At 37.0% G+C, this 21,754-nt stretch carries 20 protein-coding genes and 1 pseudogene; all 21 read right to left on the bottom strand.

The window, feature by feature from the left end; translation table 11 throughout:
- Positions 1-88: 88 nt before the first annotated feature.
- The 21 genes and pseudogenes from ACKVQX_RS05880 to efp all read right to left on the bottom strand — a co-directional run bounded on the left by ACKVQX_RS05880 (position 89) and on the right by efp (position 21,744).
- Entirely contained in the window at positions 89-1,342 is a 1,254-nt protein-coding gene (locus ACKVQX_RS05880) for a dihydrolipoamide acetyltransferase family protein (protein WP_409136084.1), read from the bottom strand.
- A gap of 13 nt (positions 1,343-1,355) precedes the next feature.
- Positions 1,356-2,342, bottom strand: coding sequence for an alpha-ketoacid dehydrogenase subunit beta (locus ACKVQX_RS05875; protein ID WP_068453007.1), 987 nt, complete (start codon positions 2,340-2,342; stop codon positions 1,356-1,358).
- Positions 2,342-3,331, bottom strand: a complete 990-nt coding sequence (locus ACKVQX_RS05870; protein ID WP_068453004.1) for a thiamine pyrophosphate-dependent dehydrogenase E1 component subunit alpha — start codon at positions 3,329-3,331, stop codon at positions 2,342-2,344. The genes ACKVQX_RS05875 and ACKVQX_RS05870 overlap by 1 nt, the downstream gene beginning before the upstream one ends.
- A 12-nt stretch (positions 3,332-3,343) precedes the next feature.
- On the bottom strand, positions 3,344-4,747 hold the full coding sequence (lpdA, locus tag ACKVQX_RS05865; RefSeq protein ID WP_409136083.1) for a dihydrolipoyl dehydrogenase: 1,404 nt from the start codon (positions 4,745-4,747) through the stop codon (positions 3,344-3,346).
- A 501-nt stretch (positions 4,748-5,248) separates the two neighbouring features.
- Positions 5,249-5,977 (bottom strand): glycerophosphodiester phosphodiesterase, encoded by a 729-nt coding sequence (locus tag ACKVQX_RS05860; RefSeq protein ID WP_409136082.1) that lies wholly within the window; start codon positions 5,975-5,977, stop codon positions 5,249-5,251.
- Complete coding sequence (locus tag ACKVQX_RS05855; RefSeq protein ID WP_068452998.1) at positions 5,970-7,538, bottom strand: DUF342 domain-containing protein; 1,569 nt, start codon at positions 7,536-7,538, stop codon at positions 5,970-5,972. Before ACKVQX_RS05855 ends, ACKVQX_RS05860 begins: the two co-directional genes overlap by 8 nt.
- 315 nt (positions 7,539-7,853) lie before the next feature.
- Positions 7,854-8,072 carry a hypothetical protein gene (locus ACKVQX_RS05850; protein ID WP_368633981.1) on the bottom strand — a complete coding sequence of 73 codons (219 nt, stop codon included), beginning with the start codon at positions 8,070-8,072 and terminating at the stop codon, positions 7,854-7,856.
- A gap of 85 nt (positions 8,073-8,157) precedes the next feature.
- Positions 8,158-8,953 (bottom strand): annotated as a pseudogene (spo0A, locus tag ACKVQX_RS05845) (sporulation transcription factor Spo0A).
- Between the two features lie 237 nt (positions 8,954-9,190).
- On the bottom strand, positions 9,191-10,885 hold the full coding sequence (recN, locus tag ACKVQX_RS05840; protein WP_409136081.1) for a DNA repair protein RecN: 1,695 nt from the start codon (positions 10,883-10,885) through the stop codon (positions 9,191-9,193).
- Between the two features lie 38 nt (positions 10,886-10,923).
- Positions 10,924-11,373, bottom strand: coding sequence for a transcriptional regulator AhrC/ArgR (ahrC, locus tag ACKVQX_RS05835; protein WP_068452987.1), 450 nt, complete (start codon positions 11,371-11,373; stop codon positions 10,924-10,926).
- Between the two features lie 183 nt (positions 11,374-11,556).
- A complete protein-coding gene (locus ACKVQX_RS05830; protein ID WP_068452984.1) occupies positions 11,557-12,378 on the bottom strand; it encodes a TlyA family RNA methyltransferase in 822 nt (273 codons plus the stop codon).
- On the bottom strand, positions 12,378-14,282 hold the full coding sequence (gene dxs / locus ACKVQX_RS05825) for a 1-deoxy-D-xylulose-5-phosphate synthase (RefSeq protein ID WP_325943021.1): 1,905 nt from the start codon (positions 14,280-14,282) through the stop codon (positions 12,378-12,380). The genes ACKVQX_RS05830 and dxs overlap by 1 nt, the downstream gene beginning before the upstream one ends.
- Before the next feature lie 98 nt (positions 14,283-14,380).
- On the bottom strand, positions 14,381-15,265 hold the full coding sequence (locus ACKVQX_RS05820; RefSeq protein WP_068452982.1) for a polyprenyl synthetase family protein: 885 nt from the start codon (positions 15,263-15,265) through the stop codon (positions 14,381-14,383).
- 3 nt (positions 15,266-15,268) lie between these two features.
- Entirely contained in the window at positions 15,269-15,502 is a 234-nt protein-coding gene (locus ACKVQX_RS05815) for an exodeoxyribonuclease VII small subunit (RefSeq protein WP_068452980.1), read from the bottom strand.
- Positions 15,499-16,848, bottom strand: coding sequence for an exodeoxyribonuclease VII large subunit (gene xseA / locus ACKVQX_RS05810; RefSeq protein ID WP_409136080.1), 1,350 nt, complete (start codon positions 16,846-16,848; stop codon positions 15,499-15,501). The genes ACKVQX_RS05815 and xseA overlap by 4 nt, the downstream gene beginning before the upstream one ends.
- A gap of 134 nt (positions 16,849-16,982) precedes the next feature.
- A complete protein-coding gene (gene folD, locus ACKVQX_RS05805; protein ID WP_285215102.1) occupies positions 16,983-17,834 on the bottom strand; it encodes a bifunctional methylenetetrahydrofolate dehydrogenase/methenyltetrahydrofolate cyclohydrolase FolD in 852 nt (283 codons plus the stop codon).
- An 82-nt stretch (positions 17,835-17,916) separates the two neighbouring features.
- On the bottom strand, positions 17,917-18,291 hold the full coding sequence (gene nusB, locus ACKVQX_RS05800; protein WP_068452972.1) for a transcription antitermination factor NusB: 375 nt from the start codon (positions 18,289-18,291) through the stop codon (positions 17,917-17,919).
- A gap of 258 nt (positions 18,292-18,549) precedes the next feature.
- The gene (locus tag ACKVQX_RS05795) at positions 18,550-18,957 is read right to left on the bottom strand and encodes an Asp23/Gls24 family envelope stress response protein (RefSeq protein ID WP_087680245.1); all 408 of its coding nucleotides are present in this window, start codon (positions 18,955-18,957) and stop codon (positions 18,550-18,552) included.
- A gap of 21 nt (positions 18,958-18,978) precedes the next feature.
- A complete protein-coding gene (accC, locus tag ACKVQX_RS05790; protein ID WP_068452967.1) occupies positions 18,979-20,331 on the bottom strand; it encodes an acetyl-CoA carboxylase biotin carboxylase subunit in 1,353 nt (450 codons plus the stop codon).
- A 14-nt stretch (positions 20,332-20,345) separates the two neighbouring features.
- Positions 20,346-20,849, bottom strand: a complete 504-nt coding sequence (accB, locus tag ACKVQX_RS05785) for an acetyl-CoA carboxylase biotin carboxyl carrier protein (RefSeq protein ID WP_068452965.1) — start codon at positions 20,847-20,849, stop codon at positions 20,346-20,348.
- A gap of 337 nt (positions 20,850-21,186) precedes the next feature.
- Positions 21,187-21,744, bottom strand: a complete 558-nt coding sequence (gene efp / locus ACKVQX_RS05780; protein WP_068452963.1) for an elongation factor P — start codon at positions 21,742-21,744, stop codon at positions 21,187-21,189.
- Positions 21,745-21,754: the final 10 nt, after the last annotated feature.

The following is a 21,754-nucleotide window of genomic DNA, read 5'->3' as shown; positions in this document are numbered from 1 at the left end:
ATTCTATCTTCCATTTTACACAAGAAAAGGTGAACGGAAAAGTAAAAAAAAATCAGAAAACCGCAACAATTCGGTTTTCTGACTTTTCCTAATAAACAGAAGTGCTTGAAATTGTCATATTTTCTAGCAATTCTTTAACACGAGCTAGAAACTTCCCACAAATCATTCCGTCTAAAATTCGATGGTCTAAAGATAGACATAAATTCACCATATCGCGTGCAGCGAACATACCATCGCCTATAATGACCGGTCGTTTCACAATCGATTCCACTTGTAAAATAGCTGCTTGTGGTGCATTAATAATCCCTGCTGAATGGACAGAGCCAAATGAACCTGTATTATTTACCGTAAATGTTCCACCTGACATATCCTTTACATTCAACTGTTTTTTACGTCCTTTTTCAGCTAGAATTGCAATTTGACTTGCAATGCCTGCAATGGACAGTTGATCACAGTTTTGAATAACAGGAACGAATAACTCATCATCTGAAGCAACTGCAATTGACATATTAATTGCTTTCTTCTGAACGATTGTATCGCCTTTCCAAACAGAATTAAGCATTGGATATTCTTTCAACGCTTGTGCAACTGCTTTTACGAAAAAAGCAAAATACGTTAAATTGTATCCTTCTTGCTCTTTGAATTGCTTCTTATGTGCATTACGTAATTTAACTAATTCTGTTACATCAACTTCAATGGTCATCCAAGCATGTGGAATTTGTGTCACGCTATCTACCATACGTTTTGCAATTGTCTTACGAATCGAAGATACCGGAATAATCACGTCACCATTTTCTTCTGGGATTGCCTCTTTCACTTGTGTATCACGTGTTGTTGGTTTTTCTTCATGCGTTAATTGTGACGAAATAATGCCCGATTCAATCTCACGCAACACGTCTTTACGTGTCACACGTCCACCTGCACCTGTTCCTTCAATTAAATCAATATTTAAATGGTATTCGTCAATCAAACGACCTACAACAGGTGACACACGCTTCTTCTGATCAGCTGAGCGTTTTGGAGCTGATTGTGGCGCTGCTGCTACAGGTTTAGTTGTTTCTGATGAAGATGACGGTGACTCAGCAGGTGTTGCTGCTTCTCCATGTGCAACAACAATGGAACATACGACTTCACCAACTGCTACTGTCTCACCTTCAGGAACGATAATCTCTTGAATCGTTCCTGATAATTGAGATGGAAGGTCTGCTGTTACTTTATCTGTCGTTAATTCTGCAATGGAATCATACTGTTCAACTGTATCGCCTGGTTTTACTAACCAACGGTCGATTGTTCCTTCTGTAACACTTTCACCGAGTTGGGGCATTTTAATATACTCTAACATGTATTCTTCCTCCTTAGAATGCAGCTAATTCGACAATTGCTGCTTCGATTTGGTCTGGTGTTACCATGAAATCTTTTTCTAAAGACTGTGCATACGGCATCGATGGGGCATCAGGTGCTGCCAGTCGCTTAATTGGAGCGTCTAAATCAAATAGACAATGTTCTGCAACAATCGCTGCGACTTCTCCAATAATACTTCCTTCTTTGTTATCTTCTGTAATTAATAAGACCTTACCTGTTTTACGTGCTGCTTCAATAATCGCTTCTTGATCAAGCGGATAAATTGTACGTAAATCGAGAACATGTACAGAAATGTCTTGTTCCTCTTGTAACTGTTCTGCCACCTTTAATGTTTGGTCGACCATTAAACCATATGTGATAACTGTTAAATCATCACCACTACGTTTTACGTCAGCTTTACCGATTGGCACAACATAATCTTCATTTGGCACTTCACCTTTAAGTAGGCGATATGCTTTTTTATGTTCGAAATAAAGAACTGGGTCTGGGTCGCGAATCGCGGCTTTTAAAAGTCCTTTTGCATCTGCTGGGTTTGAAGGAACAACAATTTTTAAACCTGGTTGATTAGCAAAAATCGCCTCTACTGATTGCGAGTGATATAAACCACCATGTACCCCGCCGCCAAATGGTGCACGAACAACTAATGGACAACTCCAATCATTATTTGAACGATAACGCATTTTTGCTGCTTCTGAAATAATTTGGTTAACTGCTGGTAAGATGAAATCCGCAAACTGCATTTCTGCAATTGGCTTCATACCATACATTGCCGCACCCACTGCTACACCTGCAATAGCTGACTCGGCTAATGGTGTATCTAAAACGCGGTCTTCACCGAATTCATCGTAAAGACCATCTGTTGCACGGAACACACCGCCCTTTTTCCCAACATCTTCACCTAGTACAAATACATTTTCATCTCGCTGCATTTCTTCGCGCATCGCTTCATTAATTGCTTCAATATAGGAAATCGTTCTCATTATAGCTTCTCCCCTTCCGCATAGACATAACGTAGATTATCTTCTACTGAACCGTATGGTGCTTGTTCTGCATACGTAGTCGCTTCATTAATCTCACGTTTTAATGTCGCTTCCATTTCTGCTTTTAATTCTTCTGTTAACAGGCCTTGTTCCACTAGATACTGCTCATAATGATGTAAACCATCTTTTTGTTTATCATCTTCTAATTCTTCTGTCGTACGATAAATACGGTGATCATCATCTGATGAATGAGGCGTCAATCGTTGGCAAAGCGCTTCAATCAATGCTGGCTTACCTGATTCACGTGCTTTTTTCACAGCAATATACGTAGCGATTGGATCTGTACCGTCTACTACCTCACCTGGCATATTATAACTTGTTGCTCGTTGTGCGACTGTTGCACTCGCTACTTGACGATCGTATGGTGTTGAAATCGCATACTGATTATTTTCTACAAATGTAATAACAGGCAATTGATGCACACCAATGAAGTTTAGACCTTCATGGAAATCACCTTGATTGGATGAACCTTCACCCAGTGAAACAAATGTGTAAAAGTCATCTTTCTTCATGCGTCCTGCTAGTGCGACACCTGCTGCATGTACAACTTGTGTTGTAACAGGCGAAGAACCTGATAAAATACGATTTTTGCGTTGTCCCCAGTGTGCCTGCATTTGACGACCACCTGAGTTTGGATCCTCTGCTTTCGCAAAAGCATTTAACATGACATCTTGAATTGTCATTCCCGCTTCTAATACCACACCTAGATCACGGTAATACGGCGCTAAATAATCCTTCGTTAAATCAAGTGCATATGCAGCACCGATTTGTGCAGCTTCTTGTCCTTGACACGAAATAACAAATGGGATTTTACCTGAACGGTTTAATAACCATAAACGTTCATCGACACGTCTTGCACGTAACATACTGAAATAAATATCTAATGCTTGTTGATCTGTTAAATTTGCTTCTTTATGTGAAACTGTCATAATCAAAACCTCCTAATAATGAATTGCTTCGTTTTTAATTGCCAGTGCGACTTCTTGCATCACTTCACTCACGCTTGGATGCGGGTGTACAGTATGTCCGATTTCAAATGATGAAGCATCTAGATTAAAGGCTAAACTTGACTCAGCGATTAATTCTGTCACATGGTCACCAATTAGATGGACGCCTAGTACATCATCTGTTTCTTCATCTACAATCATCTTCGCAAAACCGAAATCATCACCATTAACCAGTGCTTTTGCATTTGCTTTTAATGGGAATTTTTTGACGACAACTTTATTAAATTGTTCTTTTGCTTGTTTTTCATTTAATCCAATATGTGCAATCTCTGGATAGCTATAGACACAACTTGGCATATGCACGACACGTGTATCTGGTTTTAAACCTACCATATGTTCAACTGCATGAATGGCTTCATGAGATGCTACATGTGCTAATTGAATACCACCAATTACGTCGCCTGCTGCATAGATGTGTGCTTCTTTTGTTTGCATATGTTTATTTACCTTAATAAACTGCTGTTCTAACTGGATATCTGTATTTTCTAATCCAATTTGTTCTGTAATCGCTTGTCTTCCAATTGCGACTAGCACTTTTTCGAATGTTTTTACTTCTTCATTCACATGGAATGTCACTTGTTCATCTGTTGCTTCCACATTTGAAATTTTCGCATTCGTCACAACTTGAATACTACGTTTTTCAAAATTTTTCACAAGTTCTTTCGCTACTTCTTCATCTTCTGAAGGTAGAATACGTTCAAATGCTTCATAGATTGTAATCTCTACACCTAAATCATGTAACATAGATGCCCATTCAATTCCGATTACACCGCCACCAACAATCGCCATATTCTTTGGCAATGTATCAAGTAGAACTAAATCATCTGAACTTAAAATCGTCGTATGATTAAATGGCATAGACGGTAGTGTGCGTGGTTTCGAGCCTGTACAAATCAATAAATTTTTCGGTACGAGCATATCATTTTCAAGATCTTCACCATATTCCACCGATACAGTTCCAGGAAGTGGTGAAAAAATAGAAGGACCTAATATACGACCTGTACCTGTATATACATCAATCTTCCCTTTTTTCATTAACGCTTGAATACCTGCTTCTAATTGTGCGACTACAGCATTTTTTCTTTCATGTGCGATATGATAATTGAATCCATACGATGTTAATTCGATTCCGAAATCGTGCGCTTTTTTAAGAGAACGTAATTGTTCGGCACTCTTTAATAGCGCTTTTGTCGGGATACAACCTTTATGTAAACAGGTTCCACCTAGTTTTTCTTTTTCGACAATCGCCACTTTTAACTTTAATTGCGCTGCACGAATGGCTGCCACATATCCCGCAGGTCCGCCGCCCAAAATGACTAAATCGTATTCATTTGCCATATGTCATACCTCCATAAAATCATTATTTTCACTTCTTGTCACAACTGCTTTTTTATCATTTTAGGTCAAATACCTTCACTATCTGTTATATCATAATAATACTTATTCTTCCTATCATAAATGTCATATGACATGATATGACATTTATAATATACCTGATAAAAAAACATTCTTACTTGTATTTGCGTTTAATTTTTTATCATTATCCGCTCTTAAATTGTCAGAAAATTGTGTTTAAATACTTATTTTTTCTATTTTACACACATATTTTCTTCCTTGTTCTAATTCTAACTAAAAACTGTGTTCTTGACAATTATTAACTTTATTTTGTGACATATTTTGTTGAAAAAGAAGTTTTTCTGTCACTTTACATTATAAGGAAAATTCTTTATTCATCCTAATGCTTTATATAAACAAAAAATGAGAAACTCTGTAAACATACCGTTTCTCATTTATTCTATGTATATTCGATTTAGTTATCTCTACACAAAAATAGTTGATTCATTCTTCTACATATGAATCAACATATCTTTGTGCATCTGCGACTCGACTCGGTTCATCTGTAATCCATCCAACAATACTTGGATGCTGTGGTTTTTGAAGCCACTTTTCTTTTCCTGTAATACTATAAAAACGTAAAACTTTATTTAAATCCTGTGCCATATTCCAATATTTTTCTTTATAGAAAAAATGCTTATTCACATGTAATGCATCAATCCAAGGTAAATCATTTAAGCGCGTCCAATCAAATTTGCGCTTCGGAATAAACGCTACTTCTGCTGCTGGTTTCATTACCTTTACTTGTTGTAACACTTCTAAATGAAAAGAGGAGTAATGTACATTTGGTAAATGTTGCGTCTTTTTTACAACAATCTCAAGATCAGCAGTTCGTCCAATAAACGATTCTTTGAGTTCAATATTCATTGGTACTTTATTCGGGATAGCCCATGCTAATAATTCTGAAAATGTATTAATACAATGACGACTTCCCTTAATCTTCTGACTTCTTATTTCGTTGAGTGTACAATCATTTACGCATTTAGAGATACCTAACATTCGTTTTAAATTAAGATCATGTGTAACAATTGCAATGCGATCTTTCGTCAGCTGCAAATCAAACTCAATTCCATCTGCTGCGGTTTGTATCATGGCCTCCTTCATCGCTTCTAATGTGTTTTCTGGTTCATGTTTTGTCCAGCCACGATGTGCATAAATAGGCAATCTATACATTCAACTCTCCATTCTCCATTTTAAATACACCATTTGTACGTGTTTTTAACATAGATGACCGTTTACCAATCTTAATAATCGTTCCTTCAAATGCCATTTTTGTTACTTCCACACATTCTTTTTCAATCTCACTTAATTGTTTTAAAATGGTTTGAATTTCATAATTCAACTGGATTACAACTGATTTTTTTAATTCATATTTATATTTTGTATCTTCAAATACTTCTAGTTGTTGTGCGTTCATCTGTTTCGTTAATGGTTGTAATTGAATGACACGACTTTCAAGCACACCCATCTCTTGTTCAATTTCTTTTATTTTCCCTGCTTTATAGCGTACTTCACCCATTTTTTCTTTCTGGTCAATGGTATGAATAATTAACTCTGTACGTCTTTCGTGTTGATTTCCAGCGATTGCTGTATGGATATACGATGTTGCTTCTGTCACACCGCCGATAATTTTCCCATTCACACCGTCTAAACGTACAATTCTCCCTGATAAATTCGAACCGATTGCATACATTTCGATACAAATTTCATTTTCAGCATAAATCGTTGCTTCATTCGCATGTTTTAAAAAGACACTTCCACCTGCTCGAATGATCGTTTTTGAATGACCAAATACACCACCACGAATATAAATATCGCCACCTGTTGATTCAATCGAGTCAGCACCAGATACGCCCTCTTTTGCTTCAATCGAAATATCACCTGTTGCTTTTACCGAATAGCCTGGTAAAACGGTTCCCTTAATTGCGATAGAACCATCAAACTCAATATTACCTGTTTCTACCCCAATATCTGTTTTAATTTCGAGATGTTGCAAAATGCTAATTAAACCATTTGAATCATCTAATACACCTGCTGTTTTAGAACGGATAATAATCTTTCCGTTTTCTTCACTTTCATAAACAGATTCTGGATTATATTTTAAAATAAGGTCTTTCCCTGCTTTTGCGGGAATCTCTTTTCCCAATACATTCATACCCGGTATTCCTTCAGATGCCGGTATTTTCTCACCTAGCCAAGCGTCTTTTTCAATTTCAAAAATAAAGTTCATATCGGAAAAATCTGCTCGACCATCTAAACCAATTTTTGGTCTGCGCGTTGGGTTTTGAAAATACGTGATTTTTGCATCCACACCATCTTCAGGCTCTTTCCCTTCCGCAATCACATGTTTTTTCTTCTCAAGTTCTTCCCATAAGATTCGTTTCAGACCGTACTCAATCCCAATAGATGCAGCAATTTCTTTAATTTTAAGATTCAATTCATCTTCAGAGTTACTAATTTTTTTCGGATCCTCGTAAAATAAAATATTAGCAGTCATTGCATCTTTTGAGATTTGAATATCCATTTCAGGTAATAAAACACCTATTTCTACAAAATCACCATTCTGTTGATTGAAGAGGTTTTTTAATTCCATAAAGTTTGTCAGTTTAATTCTTGGAAATTCTTTTAATAAAGTCTCGAAATCCTTCATTGTATAATCTTCTCGATGTTTTTTCACAAAAACTTTATTGTCTCTTGAGATGATTTCCATATGCTGATCTTTATAAAGTTCCATATTGTTCACCCTCTCCTTGTGTAAAAGTCCGTATGCTTAATATCGTGCATTTATCTAACTTCTAAAGACCTTTACACTAGAATGTTTCCATATGCTTATCTGTTTTTTTATTTTTTTCAAATTTAGTTTCATTTGACTAAATAGTCCTATTTTTTTACTATTCTTATTGGTTGTTATTATCCAAATGTAGTCTGTAAGTATTTTCCGTATATAATAACATAGAAAAACCTAACTATCTTTATCATACCCACCTCGCAAAAAACTAATACATTTTTCATGACTATCCCTGAAAAAAATATGCTTTTAGACCTATATTCAGTGTGTTGTGTTTTTCTTATCTTGTATTTTCTCTATAGCCTCTTTACTAATCATTGAAAGAACAGGTATAGCTAATAAAAAAACATTTGCACCCCAAATCCATAAAAAAAGTGTTGTAAGCGCGATAACAAAACCAAGATAAATCCCTAAAGAATGACGCTTCCATATACTGTACAAAAGTACCATTAAACCTACTAGCGAACTAATATAAAACATATCTCTCCTCTTTCCTTACTTATATTCACAAAAAAAAGCATGCAGTTCATACTGAAACGACTCTGCTGCTTTTTCATAAGATGACTTATACTTCTACTAATTCTTCGCGTAACTTTTCTGCGACCATGGCGATGAACTCTGAATTTGTTGGTTTTTGTTTCATATGGTGTGATGTGTAACCGAATAGCTTGGATACGGCGTCATGATTTCCACGTCCCCACGCAATCTCAATACTATTTCGGATGGCACGCTCTACACGTGTTGGTTTCGTTTCAAATATTTCTGCAATAGCTGGATACAACGCTTTTGTAATTGAACTTAATAAATCTGGATTATTATAGACTAATTGAATAGCTTCACGAATATAGCCATATCCTTTTACATGAGCTGGTACACCTATTTCCTTAATGATAGATGTAATACGTGCATCTAATGTATGCTTATCTGATGTCTCAGGTAAATCAATTTCAATAATTTCCCGTGCTTTTGTTTGTTTCATTTTTGCACGTTCTGCACATTGAATAATCTTCGACTCTAAACGATCCATCTCAAAAGGTTTTAACATAAAGTAAGCCGCACCAAAGTCACTCGCTTGTTTCATAACATCTTCTTGTCCAAAAGCTGTTAACATAATCACTTCAATCGTTTTCCATTGCTCATTTTTATGTATCTCTTCTAAAACAGCTAAACCATCTAAGTGAGGCATAATAATATCTAAAATTAGCACATCAGGGATTTCTTCCTCCAGCATTTTTAAGCACTGTTTACCATTTGAAGCAGTATGAATTACTTGTATTCCTTCATTTTTTTTGCAAGTATTTTTCTAATGTGGCTACAAGTTCGCGGTTGTCATCTGCAATGGCTACCTTAATCTGCGTCATCTTTTTTCCTCCTTAGGTTTTCACTCAACATTTCACAATGCATTTATTGTATCAAAATTCATTTCAAAACAAAATGTCATTACCCATTTTCTTATAAAACAATTGTTTTATTTTCATGTAATTTATATGTATTATAACACTTTTTTTGCGTGTTGAATGAAACTTTTGTTTATTTTTCAGATAAAAAAGACATTATAAACAATTCATTCGTACTTGTTTACAATGTCTTAATAGTAGTTATATGATACGGCGTTGTTTATGTTCTTCTGCAATTTCAACCAGTTCTTTTGCATGTTGGAATGTTTTTTCCGTCACGACTTCACCTGACATCATGCGACTAATCTCGTCAATTCGATTATCTTCTACTAATTCACATAACGATGTGAACGTACGATTATCTTCTTCTTGCTTTTGAATATAATAATGATGGTCAGCCATCGCCGCTACTTGTGGTAAATGCGAAATACAAAGCACTTGTGAATTTACAGAGATTAGTGAAATTTTATCCGCAATAGCTTGCGCTACACGGCCACTTACGCCTGTATCAACCTCATCAAAAATGATGGACGTAATTCCCATTGTAGATGAAAAGATGGTTTTAAGAGCAATCATAATACGCGATAGCTCACCACCAGACGCAATTTTCGTCAGTGGCTTTGGTGGCTCCCCTACATTCGTTGAAATATAGAAGACAACTTCATCGCTACCCATCGCATCAAATGTATGTGACGGTGTAATTTGTACAATCAGTGTTGCACGTTCCATGTACAACTCTTGTAATTGCGTCATAATCTTCTCAGCTAATTGAACACCATATTCTTTACGGATAACTGTTAGCTTTTCTGCTTGTTCAGCTAGTTGCTTTTCTAAGTCTTTTAAGCGTTTTTCATTCTTTTGAATATTCTCGTCGCTATTTTCAAGCGTCTCTAATTCTTTACCAATTTGATCGCGATACGCTAAAATATCCGCTAAACTATGACCATATTTTCGCTTCATATTTTGAATGAGTGCGAGGCGTTGCTCTACTTCATTTAATCTTTCTGGGTCAAACTCCATCTCATCTAAAATATTCTTTAATGAAAAAGCAGCTTCCTGCAAAACATAGAACGCGTCTGATACGGCCATAGATTGTTCTTTGAACTGTTCATCTACATTCGCAACATCTTCTAAATCAGACATCGCTTGACCAATCCAATCAAGCCCTTTAGATTCACCAAGAATCGCTTCATGTGCGTGAGAACTACCTTCAAAGATTTTATGGAAGTTATTTAAACGACGACGTTCTTCCATCAATTCATTTTCTTCATTCTCTTTAAACTTACATGCATCAATCTCTTTAATTTGGAATGAGTATAAATCAATTTTTTGAGCGATTTGCTGTTCACCAAGTGATAGTGCTGCTAATTCGCTTTTCAATGCACGATATTGTTCATAGAGCGATGTATATTGTTCTTTATCTTCTGTAATCGCATCACCCGCAAATTGATCGAGTAAATAGATATGCTGTTTATCGTCCATTAATTCTTGTGATTCATGCTGCCCATGAATATCAATCAATGTCGAGCCCACTTCACGTAACATATTCAGTGGCATCATTTTACCGTTAACACGACAAACACTCTTTCCTGTATCATTTAAATCTCGGCGTAAAATAATCACACCTTCATCAACTTCGATTCCTAATTCTTTACACTTATCATAAGCAGGATGCGGTTCTTCCGGCAACGTAAAAAGGCCCTCAAGTTCAGCCTTTTTAGCACCATGGCGAATAAACTCTTGAGAACCTCTACCTCCTGCTAAAAGTTGTACCGCATCAATGATGATTGACTTACCCGCACCTGTTTCGCCCGTTAATACAGTTAATCCTTCTTGAAATTCGACGGTTAATGCATCAATGATGGCAAAATTCTTTATGGATAATTCTTTTAACACGATGTGTCACACCCCTCAATACTTCTCTCTAGCAGTTCTTATAACATCTCTAGTAAACGATTTTTCACTACTTCACGCATTGATTCTTCACGACATAAAATCATGATTGTATCATCTCCACAGATTGTACCTAAAATTTCCGTCCAATCTAAGTGATCTAATAATGAGCCAATCGCATGTGCGTTGCCTGGTAATGTCTTCATAACGAGGAAATGACTTGCCCCATCAATCGATACAAAAGCATCTGCTAGCGCACGATGTAGTTTTTGTACAGGATTAAAACGTTGGTCTGCTGGTAAGCTATATTTATAACGTCCATCTTGTAATGGTACTTTGATTAGATGTAATTCTTTAATGTCACGTGAGATTGTTGCTTGTGTCACGTTATAGCCTGCTTCTTTTAATAAGTCGACTAATTCATCTTGTGTCTCAATTTCTCGATTCGCAATCATATCACGAATACGAATATGTCTTTGACTTTTATTCATATCATTCACCTCTATGCATATTTATGCCTGTCAACCTAAAGTTATCATCTATTCAATGAAATAACAAGAAAAAACGAATCTTTTATCTATTTTCTTCTTCTTTTATTTAGGCATTTATTCATGGAAAAACACCTTCAAAGAACCTTCTGATTCTCTGAAAGTGTTTTTCGATTTTTAGCTACTTTATTTTAATTGTGCATGTGCTTCTTTTACAACTGCTTGTAAATCACACGAACGTTCTAATTCTTCAGTAGTATGCGGATTGTAAAGATGGAATAAGAATTCGATATTTCCTTCTCCACCTGTAATTGGTGAATAAGAAGCATCTTTTAAAACAAACCCTAGTTCCTCTGCGAAATCCGCTACTTTTTCAAGTACTTCTAAATGAATTTTCGCATCGCGTACGACACCTTTTTTACCGACATTTTCTTTACCTGCTTCGAATTGTGGTTTAACAAGAGCCATCACATCGCCACCAGGCATCAATAATGTTTTTAAGACGGGTAAAATTAGTTCGAGTGAGATGAATGATACATCGATTGTTGCCACTTCTGGTAAACCCTCGACTAAATCAGGTGCAGTTACGTAACGGAAATTGGTTTTCTCCATTACCGTAACGCGTTCATCTGAACGAATCTTCCAAGCGAGTTGATTTGAACCAACATCTAAAGCGTAACAATGACGCGCGCCGTTCTGTAACGCACAATCTGTAAAACCACCTGTTGAAGAACCGATATCTAGCATCAGTTTTCCTTCCACCGTAAAGTCGAAAATCTCAAGTGCTTTTTCTAACTTTAGACCACCACGACTGACATATTTCAGTTGTTGACCTTTAATTGTTAAATCTTGGTCTGCTGGTATTTTCTCTCCTGCTTTATCGACGCGAACTTCTTTAGAGAAAACTTGTCCCGCCATAATTAAACGTTTTGCTTTTTCACGTGTTTCACACATACCGCGTTGAACGAGTAAAATATCTACGCGCTCTTTTTGTACTTTGTCTGCCATTATGATTTTAGACCTTCTTGTTCTCTTTTTTGATGTACGAGCTTTGTAATGCGTTTTTCAGCTTCTTCTGCTGTTAAATGAATGTCGCGCATTAATAAATCAACGCTTCCATGTTCGATGAATTCATCTGGAATACCCATACGTTCTGTTTGATTTGTGTCATAGCCATGATCATTCGCAAACTCTAATACAGCACTACCAAATCCACCTTGTAGCATCGATTCCTCAATTGTTAAAATAGGGCGACCTGTTTGATAAATGCGATGTAGCATTTCCTCGTCCATTGGTTTAATGAAGCGAGCATTGACAATTTCAACTGAAATACCTTGTTCGGCTAATTTTTCTGCTGCTGCTTCTGCCATCGGAATCGTCGTACCAAATGTTAGAATCGTTGCATCCGTTCCTGCTTTTAATACTTCCCAGCTACCGATTGGTAATGTTTTTAATTCTTCATCCATTGGAACGCCTAAACCATTACCACGTGGATAGCGTAAGCAAATTGGCCCCTCATCGTATGCTAAAGCTGTTTGCACCATATGTTGGCCTTCATTTTCATCTTTCGGCATCATAATGACAATGTTTGGCATTGAGCGAAGGAAGTTAATATCAAATACACCTTGATGTGTCTCACCATCTGCTCCAACTAAACCTGAACGGTCAATTCCAACGAATACATTTAAGTTTTGACGACAAATATCATGTAACATTTGATCGTATGCACGTTGTAAAAATGTCGAGTAAATTGATAAGAACGGTTTTGAACCTTCTGCTGCCATCCCTGCTGCCATCGTTGTTGCATGTTGCTCTGCAATACCAACATCAAAGAAGCGTTTCGGGAATTCCTTAGCAAATCCTTCTAATTTCGAACCAACTGGCATCGCAGGTGTAATTGTTACAACACGATCATCTTCGCGCGCAATACGTGTTACAGTATCTGCAATTAGTTTTGACCAACCTGGTGCTGTAACAGACGATTTAACAAAATCTCCTGTTTCCATTTTATAAGGACCCGTACCATGCCAATTTCCAATTTTATCATTTTCCGCTGGTGAATAGCCCTTACCTTTTTTCGTAATCACATGAACGATTACAGGACCTTCAGTACGTTTCGCATTTAATAATGTTGACTCAAGTGCTTCAAAATCGTGACCGTCAATTGGTCCTAAGTAAGTAAAACCTAATTCTTCAAAGAACATGCCTGGTACAACTAAATATTTCAAACCATCTTTTACACGCTCTGCTGTCGAAGCTAAACGTCCACCCACTGCTGGAATACGCTTTAATAAACCTTCAAAATCATCTTTTGCACGATTATAAGGTGTCGCTGTACGCATACGAGACAACATATTGTGTAAAGCGCCTACATTCGGTGCAATTGACATTTCATTATCATTTAAAATAACGGTCATATTTGTTTTTTCATGTCCGATATGATTCAGTGCTTCAAGTGCCATTCCACCTGTTAATGCACCATCTCCAATAATCGGAACGACATGATTATGTTTTCCTTGAACATCACGTGCAGCTGCCATGCCCATCGCCGCTGATAGAGAAGTTGAACTATGACCCGTCTCCCATACATCATGCTCACTCTCATTGCGTTTTGGGAAACCACATAAACCTTTATATTGACGTAACGTATCGAATTGATCCGCACGACCTGTTAAAATTTTGTGCACATATGCTTGATGCCCAACATCAAATAAGAACTTATCTTGCGGGCTATTAAATACTCGATGTAGTGCAATTGTTAATTCAACTACACCTAGATTTGGTCCAATATGTCCACCTGTTACAGAACACTTTTCAACTAAAAATTTGCGAATATCAACTGCTAAATCTTGCAATTGTTTTTTATTCAAATTTTTCAGAAAGGATGGACTAGATATTGTGTTTAAATCCACCACCATCACACACCTTTACTTTTATCATTGATTTTACTCACACGACTTTTTTCACTATTATAACAGTCATTAAGTCGAACAGAAAGTATTTAAACTGATTACTTGTTACGATTTATAATATAGTCCGTTAAATCTGCTAAATATTTACTATTCGATGGTATTTTCTCTAAACATGCATGTGCTTTTGTCGCATGTTCTGCTAATTTTTCTTTAGCTCCGTCTAATGTTAAGAGTGCCGGATACGTACTTTTTTCACTCGCTACATCTTTCCCAGCTGTTTTTCCTAATTCTTCTGTTGTGCCCTCGATATCTAAAATATCATCTTTAATTTGGAATGCGAGTCCAATATGGTACGCATATTCGACAAATAAGTTGCGTTGCTCTTGTGTTGCACCTGCTAAAATCGCACCTGCTTCAATACTAAAACGTAAAATGGCGCCTGTTTTATTTTCATGAACACGTACTAATTCATCTAAAGTAAGTTGGCGTTTTTCACCTTCGATATCGAGTACTTGTCCGCCAACCATCCCCTCTGCTCCAGCCGTCTCACTTAGAAGGCGAATTAATTCTACTTTTTGTTCAGCTGACACATTTTCTAAGCGCGCTAAAATGCCAAATGGTAGTGTATTCAGTGCATCACCTGCTAAAATCGCTGCTGCTTCACCAAATACTTTGTGATTCGTCGGTTTACCACGTCTGAAGTCATCATTATCCATACTTGGTAAATCATCATGGATTAGCGAGTATGTATGAATCATTTCTACCGCTGCCCCTACTGTATACCCTGCTTTTGTTGGATTATTTAAATACTCCATTACTGCAATCACAAAAAGTGGTCTTACACGCTTCCCACCAGCTTTTAAAGAATATAACATCGCTTCTTTTAATGAAGTGGGTGCTGTTAAATCTTCTACAAATTCGTACATATGCGATTCAATGATTGGTAATTGTTCTTCCATAAATGTTTTTAGTGTACTTGTCATTATTTATTCCGCCTCTTTCTGTAAATTTAACTCCGTTTCATTTCCGTTTTGATCCATCATTTTCACCAATTGCTGTTCTGCTTTTTCAAGTTGTGTATGACAGCTTTGTGACAATTTCATCCCTTCTTGGTATAAAGAGATGGCATCTTCTAATGGAACATCGCCTTTTTCAAGTGAGCGAACAATTTCTTCTAATTGTTCAATCGATTCAGCGAATGATTGTTGTTTTTTTGTCATGTGGACTCCTCCTCTTTTTGAATGGACTGCACAATCGTTTGAACACGACCGTCTGTAAATTGAAGGTCTATTTTTTGTCCTTCCTCTAATGAATCTACCGATTTTACAACTTTTTGATCATCATAAGCAATTGCATATCCGCGTGTCATAATGGATAAAGGATTTAACATCTCAAGTGTATGAACAGCTGCCGTAAAACGTTGTCGTTCTTGCTGTAATTTTTGAGCGATTGCTCTCGTTAAGGCTTGTTGCATCGACTCAATACGCTTCTTTTCATATACAATCTCTTTTAAAGGATTATAAATTTGAAGTTTTTGTTCAAGATGTTGCCACTTATAACGTTGCTGCTCCATTGCTTGCACGGCTGCACGCTGCATACGATCATCTAATTGCACTAATTGTTCAACAAAAGGACGATATAAGCGTTCGGGGTATAACATGGGGTATGCGGACTGCACACGTGTCAAACGAGCACGTTCATGCTTTAATTGTGCTTGTGTCTGTTGAATAAGACGTGTACGGAGTGATTCAACATGCTGTAGTAATTCGAAACGGTCTGGTACAGCCATCTTCGCTGCGCCTGTTGGTGTCGGTGCACGTAAATCCGCTACATAATCCGCAATCGTTGTATCCGTTTCATGCCCAACTGCACTAATGACGGGAATACGACTTTCAAAAATAGCTTGTGCGACCACTTCCTCATTAAATGCCCATAAATCTTCAATCGAACCGCCACCTCGTCCAACAATGAGTGTGTCGATATTCCCTTGCTGATTCGCTAAAGCGATAGCTTGTGCAATATCATTCGCAGCTACTTTTCCCTGAACAGCAGTTGGAATAACCACTACCTCAGCAATTGGATAGTGTCTTTTTAGTGTGGACAAAATATCTCGAATCGCCGCACCCGTCTTCGCTGTAATAACCCCTATTCTTTTAGGGAATTTAGGAATCGGCTGTTTAAATTCTGGTTTAAAATAACCACGTGCTGCCAACTCTTTTTTTAATTGTTCATATGCTACATGTAGACTCCCAACACCGTCTGGTTGCATCTCTTTCGCGTACATTTGATAGCGCCCTGCTACTTCATAGACATTCACATCTCCACGAATCAGCACATTCATACCGTTTTCAGGTTTGAAAGCAAGTTGTTTCGCCTGCATCTTATACATGACACTTTGAATTTGTGCGTGTTCATCTTTTAACGTGAAATAAATATGCCCTGAATTATGTAGTTTCACATTGGACAGTTCACCTTTTACATATACTTCACGTAAATGAGGATCTGCTTCAAATTTCCGCTTAATATATTTGGTCAATGCTTGCACAGATAAATAATGAATGACCATTAATTCATCTCCTCTAAGGATGTGTTTCCTCTACACATTTTTTGACGTTATGATTCGCCCATAAAAAAAACTGTTTTTCCGCAGAAAAACAGCTTTCTGTCTATTCTATTTTACCTTAATCAGCGTCATTTGTCTTATGCTAGCTTTGTTTTTGCTGATTGAACTGTGTTATACATCAACATTGTGATTGTCATTGGACCAACGCCGCCTGGAACAGGGGTAATTGCAGATGTTTTTTCAACAACTGAATCAAAATCAACATCTCCGCATAGGTGATTATTTTCATCGCGATTCATACCGACATCAATAACCACTGCACCTTCTTTAATGTAATCGGCTGTAATCATTTTCGCACGTCCGATTGCTACAACTAAAATATCTGCTTGATTTGTCATTTCTTGAAGATTTTTTGTTTTCGAGTGACAATATGTCACTGTTGCATCATGTTGTAATAGTAGTTGCCCCATTGGTACGCCAACAATATGACTACGCCCAATAACTACTGCATGTTTACCAGCAACTTCAATATTTGAATGTTCGAGTAACTTCATAATACCATGTGGTGTACATGGTAAAAATGTTTCTTGTCCTAGAAGCATTTTCCCAACACTATTTGGGTGGAAACCATCTACATCTTTTAATGGAGAAATGGTTTCAATTACTTTTTGTTCATTGATTTGTTTTGGTAATGGTAGCTGGACTAGAATACCATCAATCTCAGATGCTTCATTTAATTGTTTGATTTGCGCTAGTAAATCTTCTTCTGTTGTATCTTCTGGTAATTTAATAAGCTTGGAATAAATTCCTAATTCTTTACAAGCCTTTTCTTTGTTTGCTACATATGTATGTGACGCAGGATCCTCACCTACTAGAATCACTGCTAATCCTGGTGTAATTCCTTTTGCAATTAAATCTTGTACTTCTTTTTGAATACCTGTACGAATTATGTTACTGATTTCTTTTCCGTTAATTAGTTGACTTGACATTTTCTACACTCCCGAATTCAGCTTTGATGCGTCAACAGGGTGTTAGGAAGAGAAAATCCCTTCCGTCTGTCCTATTAACGATCTAGTATTTTGATAATACGCCGTTTACGAATTTACCTGACTTCTCATCACCAAAGACTTTTGAAATCTCAACTGCTTCATTGATGACAACATTGTTCGGTGTTTCTGGCATATACATTAATTCAAAAGCTGCTAGACGTAAAATTGTTCGTTCAATTTTCGCTAAGCGGCTTAATGACCAATTTTCTAATTTACTTTCTAATGATGCATCAATTTCTTCTAAGTGATTCTGTGTACCGTATACTAATTCTTCAAAGAATGCCGATGATTTTTCTTCTGCAAGTGTATGCTCAATTGCATCCTCTACAGTTAATTCAGTATTCTCTAGTTGAAAAAGTGTTTGTAACGCTTTTTCACGCGCTTCACGTCGCTTCATTCTTAATAACTCCTTTTAAATAGCTGTCTTATTTCACTTGTTAGCTATAACAATTATTTTCATATGAAGTTTATTTTATCACACTTTCCCTTGTCATCATACGCTTTACGACAAGTTTTAAAAAATCTGTCTTTTTCGTGCGAACAAAAATATAAGCGAACGTTTACAATACACAGTATATAAAACGTTCGCTTTTATGTCAAACGAAAAAATAAAGCGTTTTGAGGAAAAAACCTCAAAACGCTTATTTACAGGGCTTTATTCAACTTTTGAATTTGTAGCCTGATCAAACTGAATCCCCGTAACATGAACATTCACTTCTTTCGTTTGAAGCTCCGTCATGTTTTCAATCGATTCACGAATTTGACGCTGTACTTCTCTGGCAACATGCGCAACGGATGCACCATATTGCACAAAACAATATACATCGACGATTAAACCGTCTTCTGTCCATTCTGTTTTGATCCCTTTGCCATGAACTTTTTTGCCGAATTTTTCTACAACGCCCGATGCAAAAGAACCTCTCGTTCCCGAAACGCCTTCCACTTCATTCGTCGCAATTCCTGCAATCACTTCAATTACTTCAGGTGCTACTTCAATCTTTCCAAGCGCCTCTTTTCCTTGCGGTGTCGGTTGTTGTAAAGATTGAATGTTTTGTTCTGTCATTGAATTTGCCCCTCTCATTTATTAAGAATTAATAACGTCGTTTTCTTCTAGGAATTTCGTATTGAATTTACCTGATTTGAAAACTTCATTACTCATTAATTTTTCATGGAAAGGAATTGTCGTATGGATACCAGGACCCTCAACAACAAACTCACCTAATGCACGCTTCATTTTTGCAATCGCTTCTTCACGCGTATCTGCATGAACAATCAATTTTGCAACCATTGAATCGTAATATGGTGGAATTGAATAGCCTGGGTACATAGCAGAATCAATACGAACACCAATACCACCTGGCGCTACATACGTGTCTACTTTACCTGCTGAAGGCATGAAGTTTTTGTAAGGGTTCTCTGCGTTAATACGACATTCAATTGCCCATCCATTTAATTTCACGTCTTCTTGTTTATAAGCTAATTCTTCACCAGATGCAACTTTTAACTGTTGCGCAACTAGGTCGATTCCTGTAATTGCTTCTGTTACAGGATGTTCTACTTGGATACGTGTATTCATCTCCATGAAGTAGAATTTATCTTCACGGTAGTCATAAATAAATTCACAAGTACCCGCACCACGATATGAACATGCTTGCGCTGCTTTAACTGCTGCTGCACCCATTTCCGCACGACGTTCTTCCGAAAGTGCTGGAGATGGCGCTTCTTCAACTAGTTTTTGCATACGACGTTGTACTGTACAATCACGCTCACCTAAATGGATTACGTTACCGTAGTTATCAGCTAATACTTGAATTTCACAGTGACGGAAGTATTCAATGAACTTCTCAAGGTATACACCTGGATTACCAAATGCAGCTGCTGCTTCATTTTGTGTAATCTCGATTCCTTTTACAAGATCTTCTTCCGTACGTGCAACACGAATCCCTTTACCGCCACCACCGGCAGTAGCTTTAATAATAACAGGGTATCCAATTTCTGCAGCCCATTTTTTACCTGTTTCGATATCAGGAACAATTCCTGTACCTGGAACAAGTGGCACCCCTGCTGCTTCCATTGTATCACGCGCTACGTCTTTAATACCCATTACTTTAATCGCATCTGAAGTTGGCCCAATAAATGTAATACCTGCATCTTCACAAGCTTCTGCGAAGGCAGCATTTTCAGCTAAGAAACCATATCCAGGGTGAATTCCATCACAACCTGTTTTTTCTGCTACCGCTAAAATACGGTCAATTTTTAAGTAACTATCTGCAGAAAACTTCGGTCCGATACAATATGCTTCGTCTGCTAATTGAACATGTAATGCTTCAGCATCTGCTTCTGAGTAAACAGCCACAGATTGAATATCTAATTCTTTACAAGCACGAATGATACGTACTGCAATCTCACCACGGTTTGCAATTAGTACTTTTTTCATTAGTAGGACCCCCCTTACGCTTCTTTAACTAGGAATAGAGGTTGGCCGTATTCCACTAATTCACCATTCTCAACAAGAATCTCAACGATTTCACCAGTTACTTCTGCTTCGATTTCGTTGAATAATTTCATTGCTTCAACGATACAAACGATTGACTCTTCGCCCACTTGATCGCCTACTTTTACGAACGCAGGTGATTCTGGGTTTGGAGCAGAGTAGAATGTACCAACCATTGGAGAAGTGATTTTATGTAGATTTGCATCTGCCACAACTTCTTTTTTCTCAGCTTTTGGTGCTTCTGGAGCTTTTGGTGCTTCTACTGCTGGTGCAGGAGCTGCTGCTTTTGGTGCTTCTACTACTGGTGCAGCTTGAACTGCTACAGGAGCTTGCGCTACAACTGTTTGACCGTTGTGCTTTTTAAGTTTTAATTTTGTGTCATCTTGCTCGAATACAAATTCATCCACTGAAGATGAATCCACCAATTTAATAATCTCACGAATTTCTTGAATTTTTAACATACTTTAACTCCCCTTACTTGTGTGTATTATAATACACATATTATTTTATCGCTTTTTTCAAACTTTTGAAACATTTTATTGAAAAATAGCAATTTCTATATTTATAGTAGATAAATTCCGTTTGAAATACAATCTTTTTTTTACGAATTAAGTAAAAGTTTGAAGCGTTAACCATAAATGAAATGCTGTAAACGATTACACTATTTAGACATTTAGACCGAACATCTTCTGTACTAGCACAGTTCAAGCACTTAGTAATTACGACTCATGTTATTAGTAGGTACTAAATTATTTTAAAAGAAAAACCTCTCTCGAAAAGAGAGGTTAATCCTTATGATTATGCACGTGAAACGTATGAACCATCTTCTGTATTGATAATTAATTTATCGCCTTCGTTTACAAAGAATGGTACGTTTACAACAAGACCTGTTTGCATTGTTGCTGGTTTTGAACCGCCTGTTGCTGTATCACCTTTGATTCCTGGTTCAGTAGCAGTTACTTCAAGTACAACAGTGTTCGGTAAAGATACACCTAATACTTCGCCTTCGAATGATACAATTTGTACTTCCATGTTTTCAAGGATGTACTTTAATTCATACTCTAATTGAGATTCTGGTAGTTCGATTTGTTCATATGTTTCCATATCCATGAATGCGTGTTGATCACCAGATGCATATAAATATTGCATTTTACGGTTATCGATTTGTGCTTTTTCTACTTTTTCACCTGCACGGAATGTTTTTTCAGTTACGTTACCATTACGTAAGTTACGTAATTTTGAACGCACGAATGCAGCACCCTTACCTGGTTTTACGTGTTGGAACTCGATTACGCGGTAAAGGTTACCGTCTACTTGGATTGTTAATCCTGTTTTAAAATCGTTTACTGAAATCATGTTTCTTTTC

Origin of the sequence: Kurthia sp. ISK08 (assembly GCF_046159805.1) — a bacterium.
GTDB classification, from domain to species: Bacteria; Bacillota; Bacilli; order Bacillales_A; family Planococcaceae; genus Kurthia; species Kurthia gibsonii.
This window is presented reverse-complemented; position numbering and strand designations above follow the sequence as displayed.

Bases quoted from the DNA above. Each gene is read 5' to 3' on its own strand.
- ACKVQX_RS05880 (WP_409136084.1), bottom strand. From the start codon at position 1,342: ATGTTAGAGTATATTAAAATGCCCCAACTCGGTGAAAGTGTTACAGAA.
- ACKVQX_RS05875 (WP_068453007.1), bottom strand. From the start codon at position 2,342: ATGAGAACGATTTCCTATATTGAAGCAATTAATGAAGCGATGCGCGAA.
- ACKVQX_RS05870 (WP_068453004.1), bottom strand. From the start codon at position 3,331: ATGACAGTTTCACATAAAGAAGCAAATTTAACAGATCAACAAGCATTA.
- lpdA (WP_409136083.1), bottom strand. From the start codon at position 4,747: ATGGCAAATGAATACGATTTAGTCATTTTGGGCGGCGGACCTGCGGGA.
- ACKVQX_RS05860 (WP_409136082.1), bottom strand. From the start codon at position 5,977: ATGTATAGATTGCCTATTTATGCACATCGTGGCTGGACAAAACATGAA.
- ACKVQX_RS05855 (WP_068452998.1), bottom strand. From the start codon at position 7,538: ATGGAACTTTATAAAGATCAGCATATGGAAATCATCTCAAGAGACAAT.
- ACKVQX_RS05850 (WP_368633981.1), bottom strand. From the start codon at position 8,072: ATGTTTTATATTAGTTCGCTAGTAGGTTTAATGGTACTTTTGTACAGT.
- ahrC (WP_068452987.1), bottom strand. From the start codon at position 11,373: ATGAATAAAAGTCAAAGACATATTCGTATTCGTGATATGATTGCGAAT.
- ACKVQX_RS05830 (WP_068452984.1), bottom strand. From the start codon at position 12,378: ATGGCAGACAAAGTACAAAAAGAGCGCGTAGATATTTTACTCGTTCAA.
- ACKVQX_RS05820 (WP_068452982.1), bottom strand. From the start codon at position 15,265: ATGACAAGTACACTAAAAACATTTATGGAAGAACAATTACCAATCATT.
- ACKVQX_RS05815 (WP_068452980.1), bottom strand. From the start codon at position 15,502: ATGACAAAAAAACAACAATCATTCGCTGAATCGATTGAACAATTAGAA.
- xseA (WP_409136080.1), bottom strand. From the start codon at position 16,848: ATGGTCATTCATTATTTATCTGTGCAAGCATTGACCAAATATATTAAG.
- folD (WP_285215102.1), bottom strand. From the start codon at position 17,834: ATGTCAAGTCAACTAATTAACGGAAAAGAAATCAGTAACATAATTCGT.
- nusB (WP_068452972.1), bottom strand. From the start codon at position 18,291: ATGAAGCGACGTGAAGCGCGTGAAAAAGCGTTACAAACACTTTTTCAA.
- ACKVQX_RS05795 (WP_087680245.1), bottom strand. From the start codon at position 18,957: ATGACAGAACAAAACATTCAATCTTTACAACAACCGACACCGCAAGGA.
- accC (WP_068452967.1), bottom strand. From the start codon at position 20,331: ATGAAAAAAGTACTAATTGCAAACCGTGGTGAGATTGCAGTACGTATC.
- accB (WP_068452965.1), bottom strand. From the start codon at position 20,849: ATGTTAAAAATTCAAGAAATTCGTGAGATTATTAAATTGGTGGATTCA.
- efp (WP_068452963.1), bottom strand. From the start codon at position 21,744: ATGATTTCAGTAAACGATTTTAAAACAGGATTAACAATCCAAGTAGAC.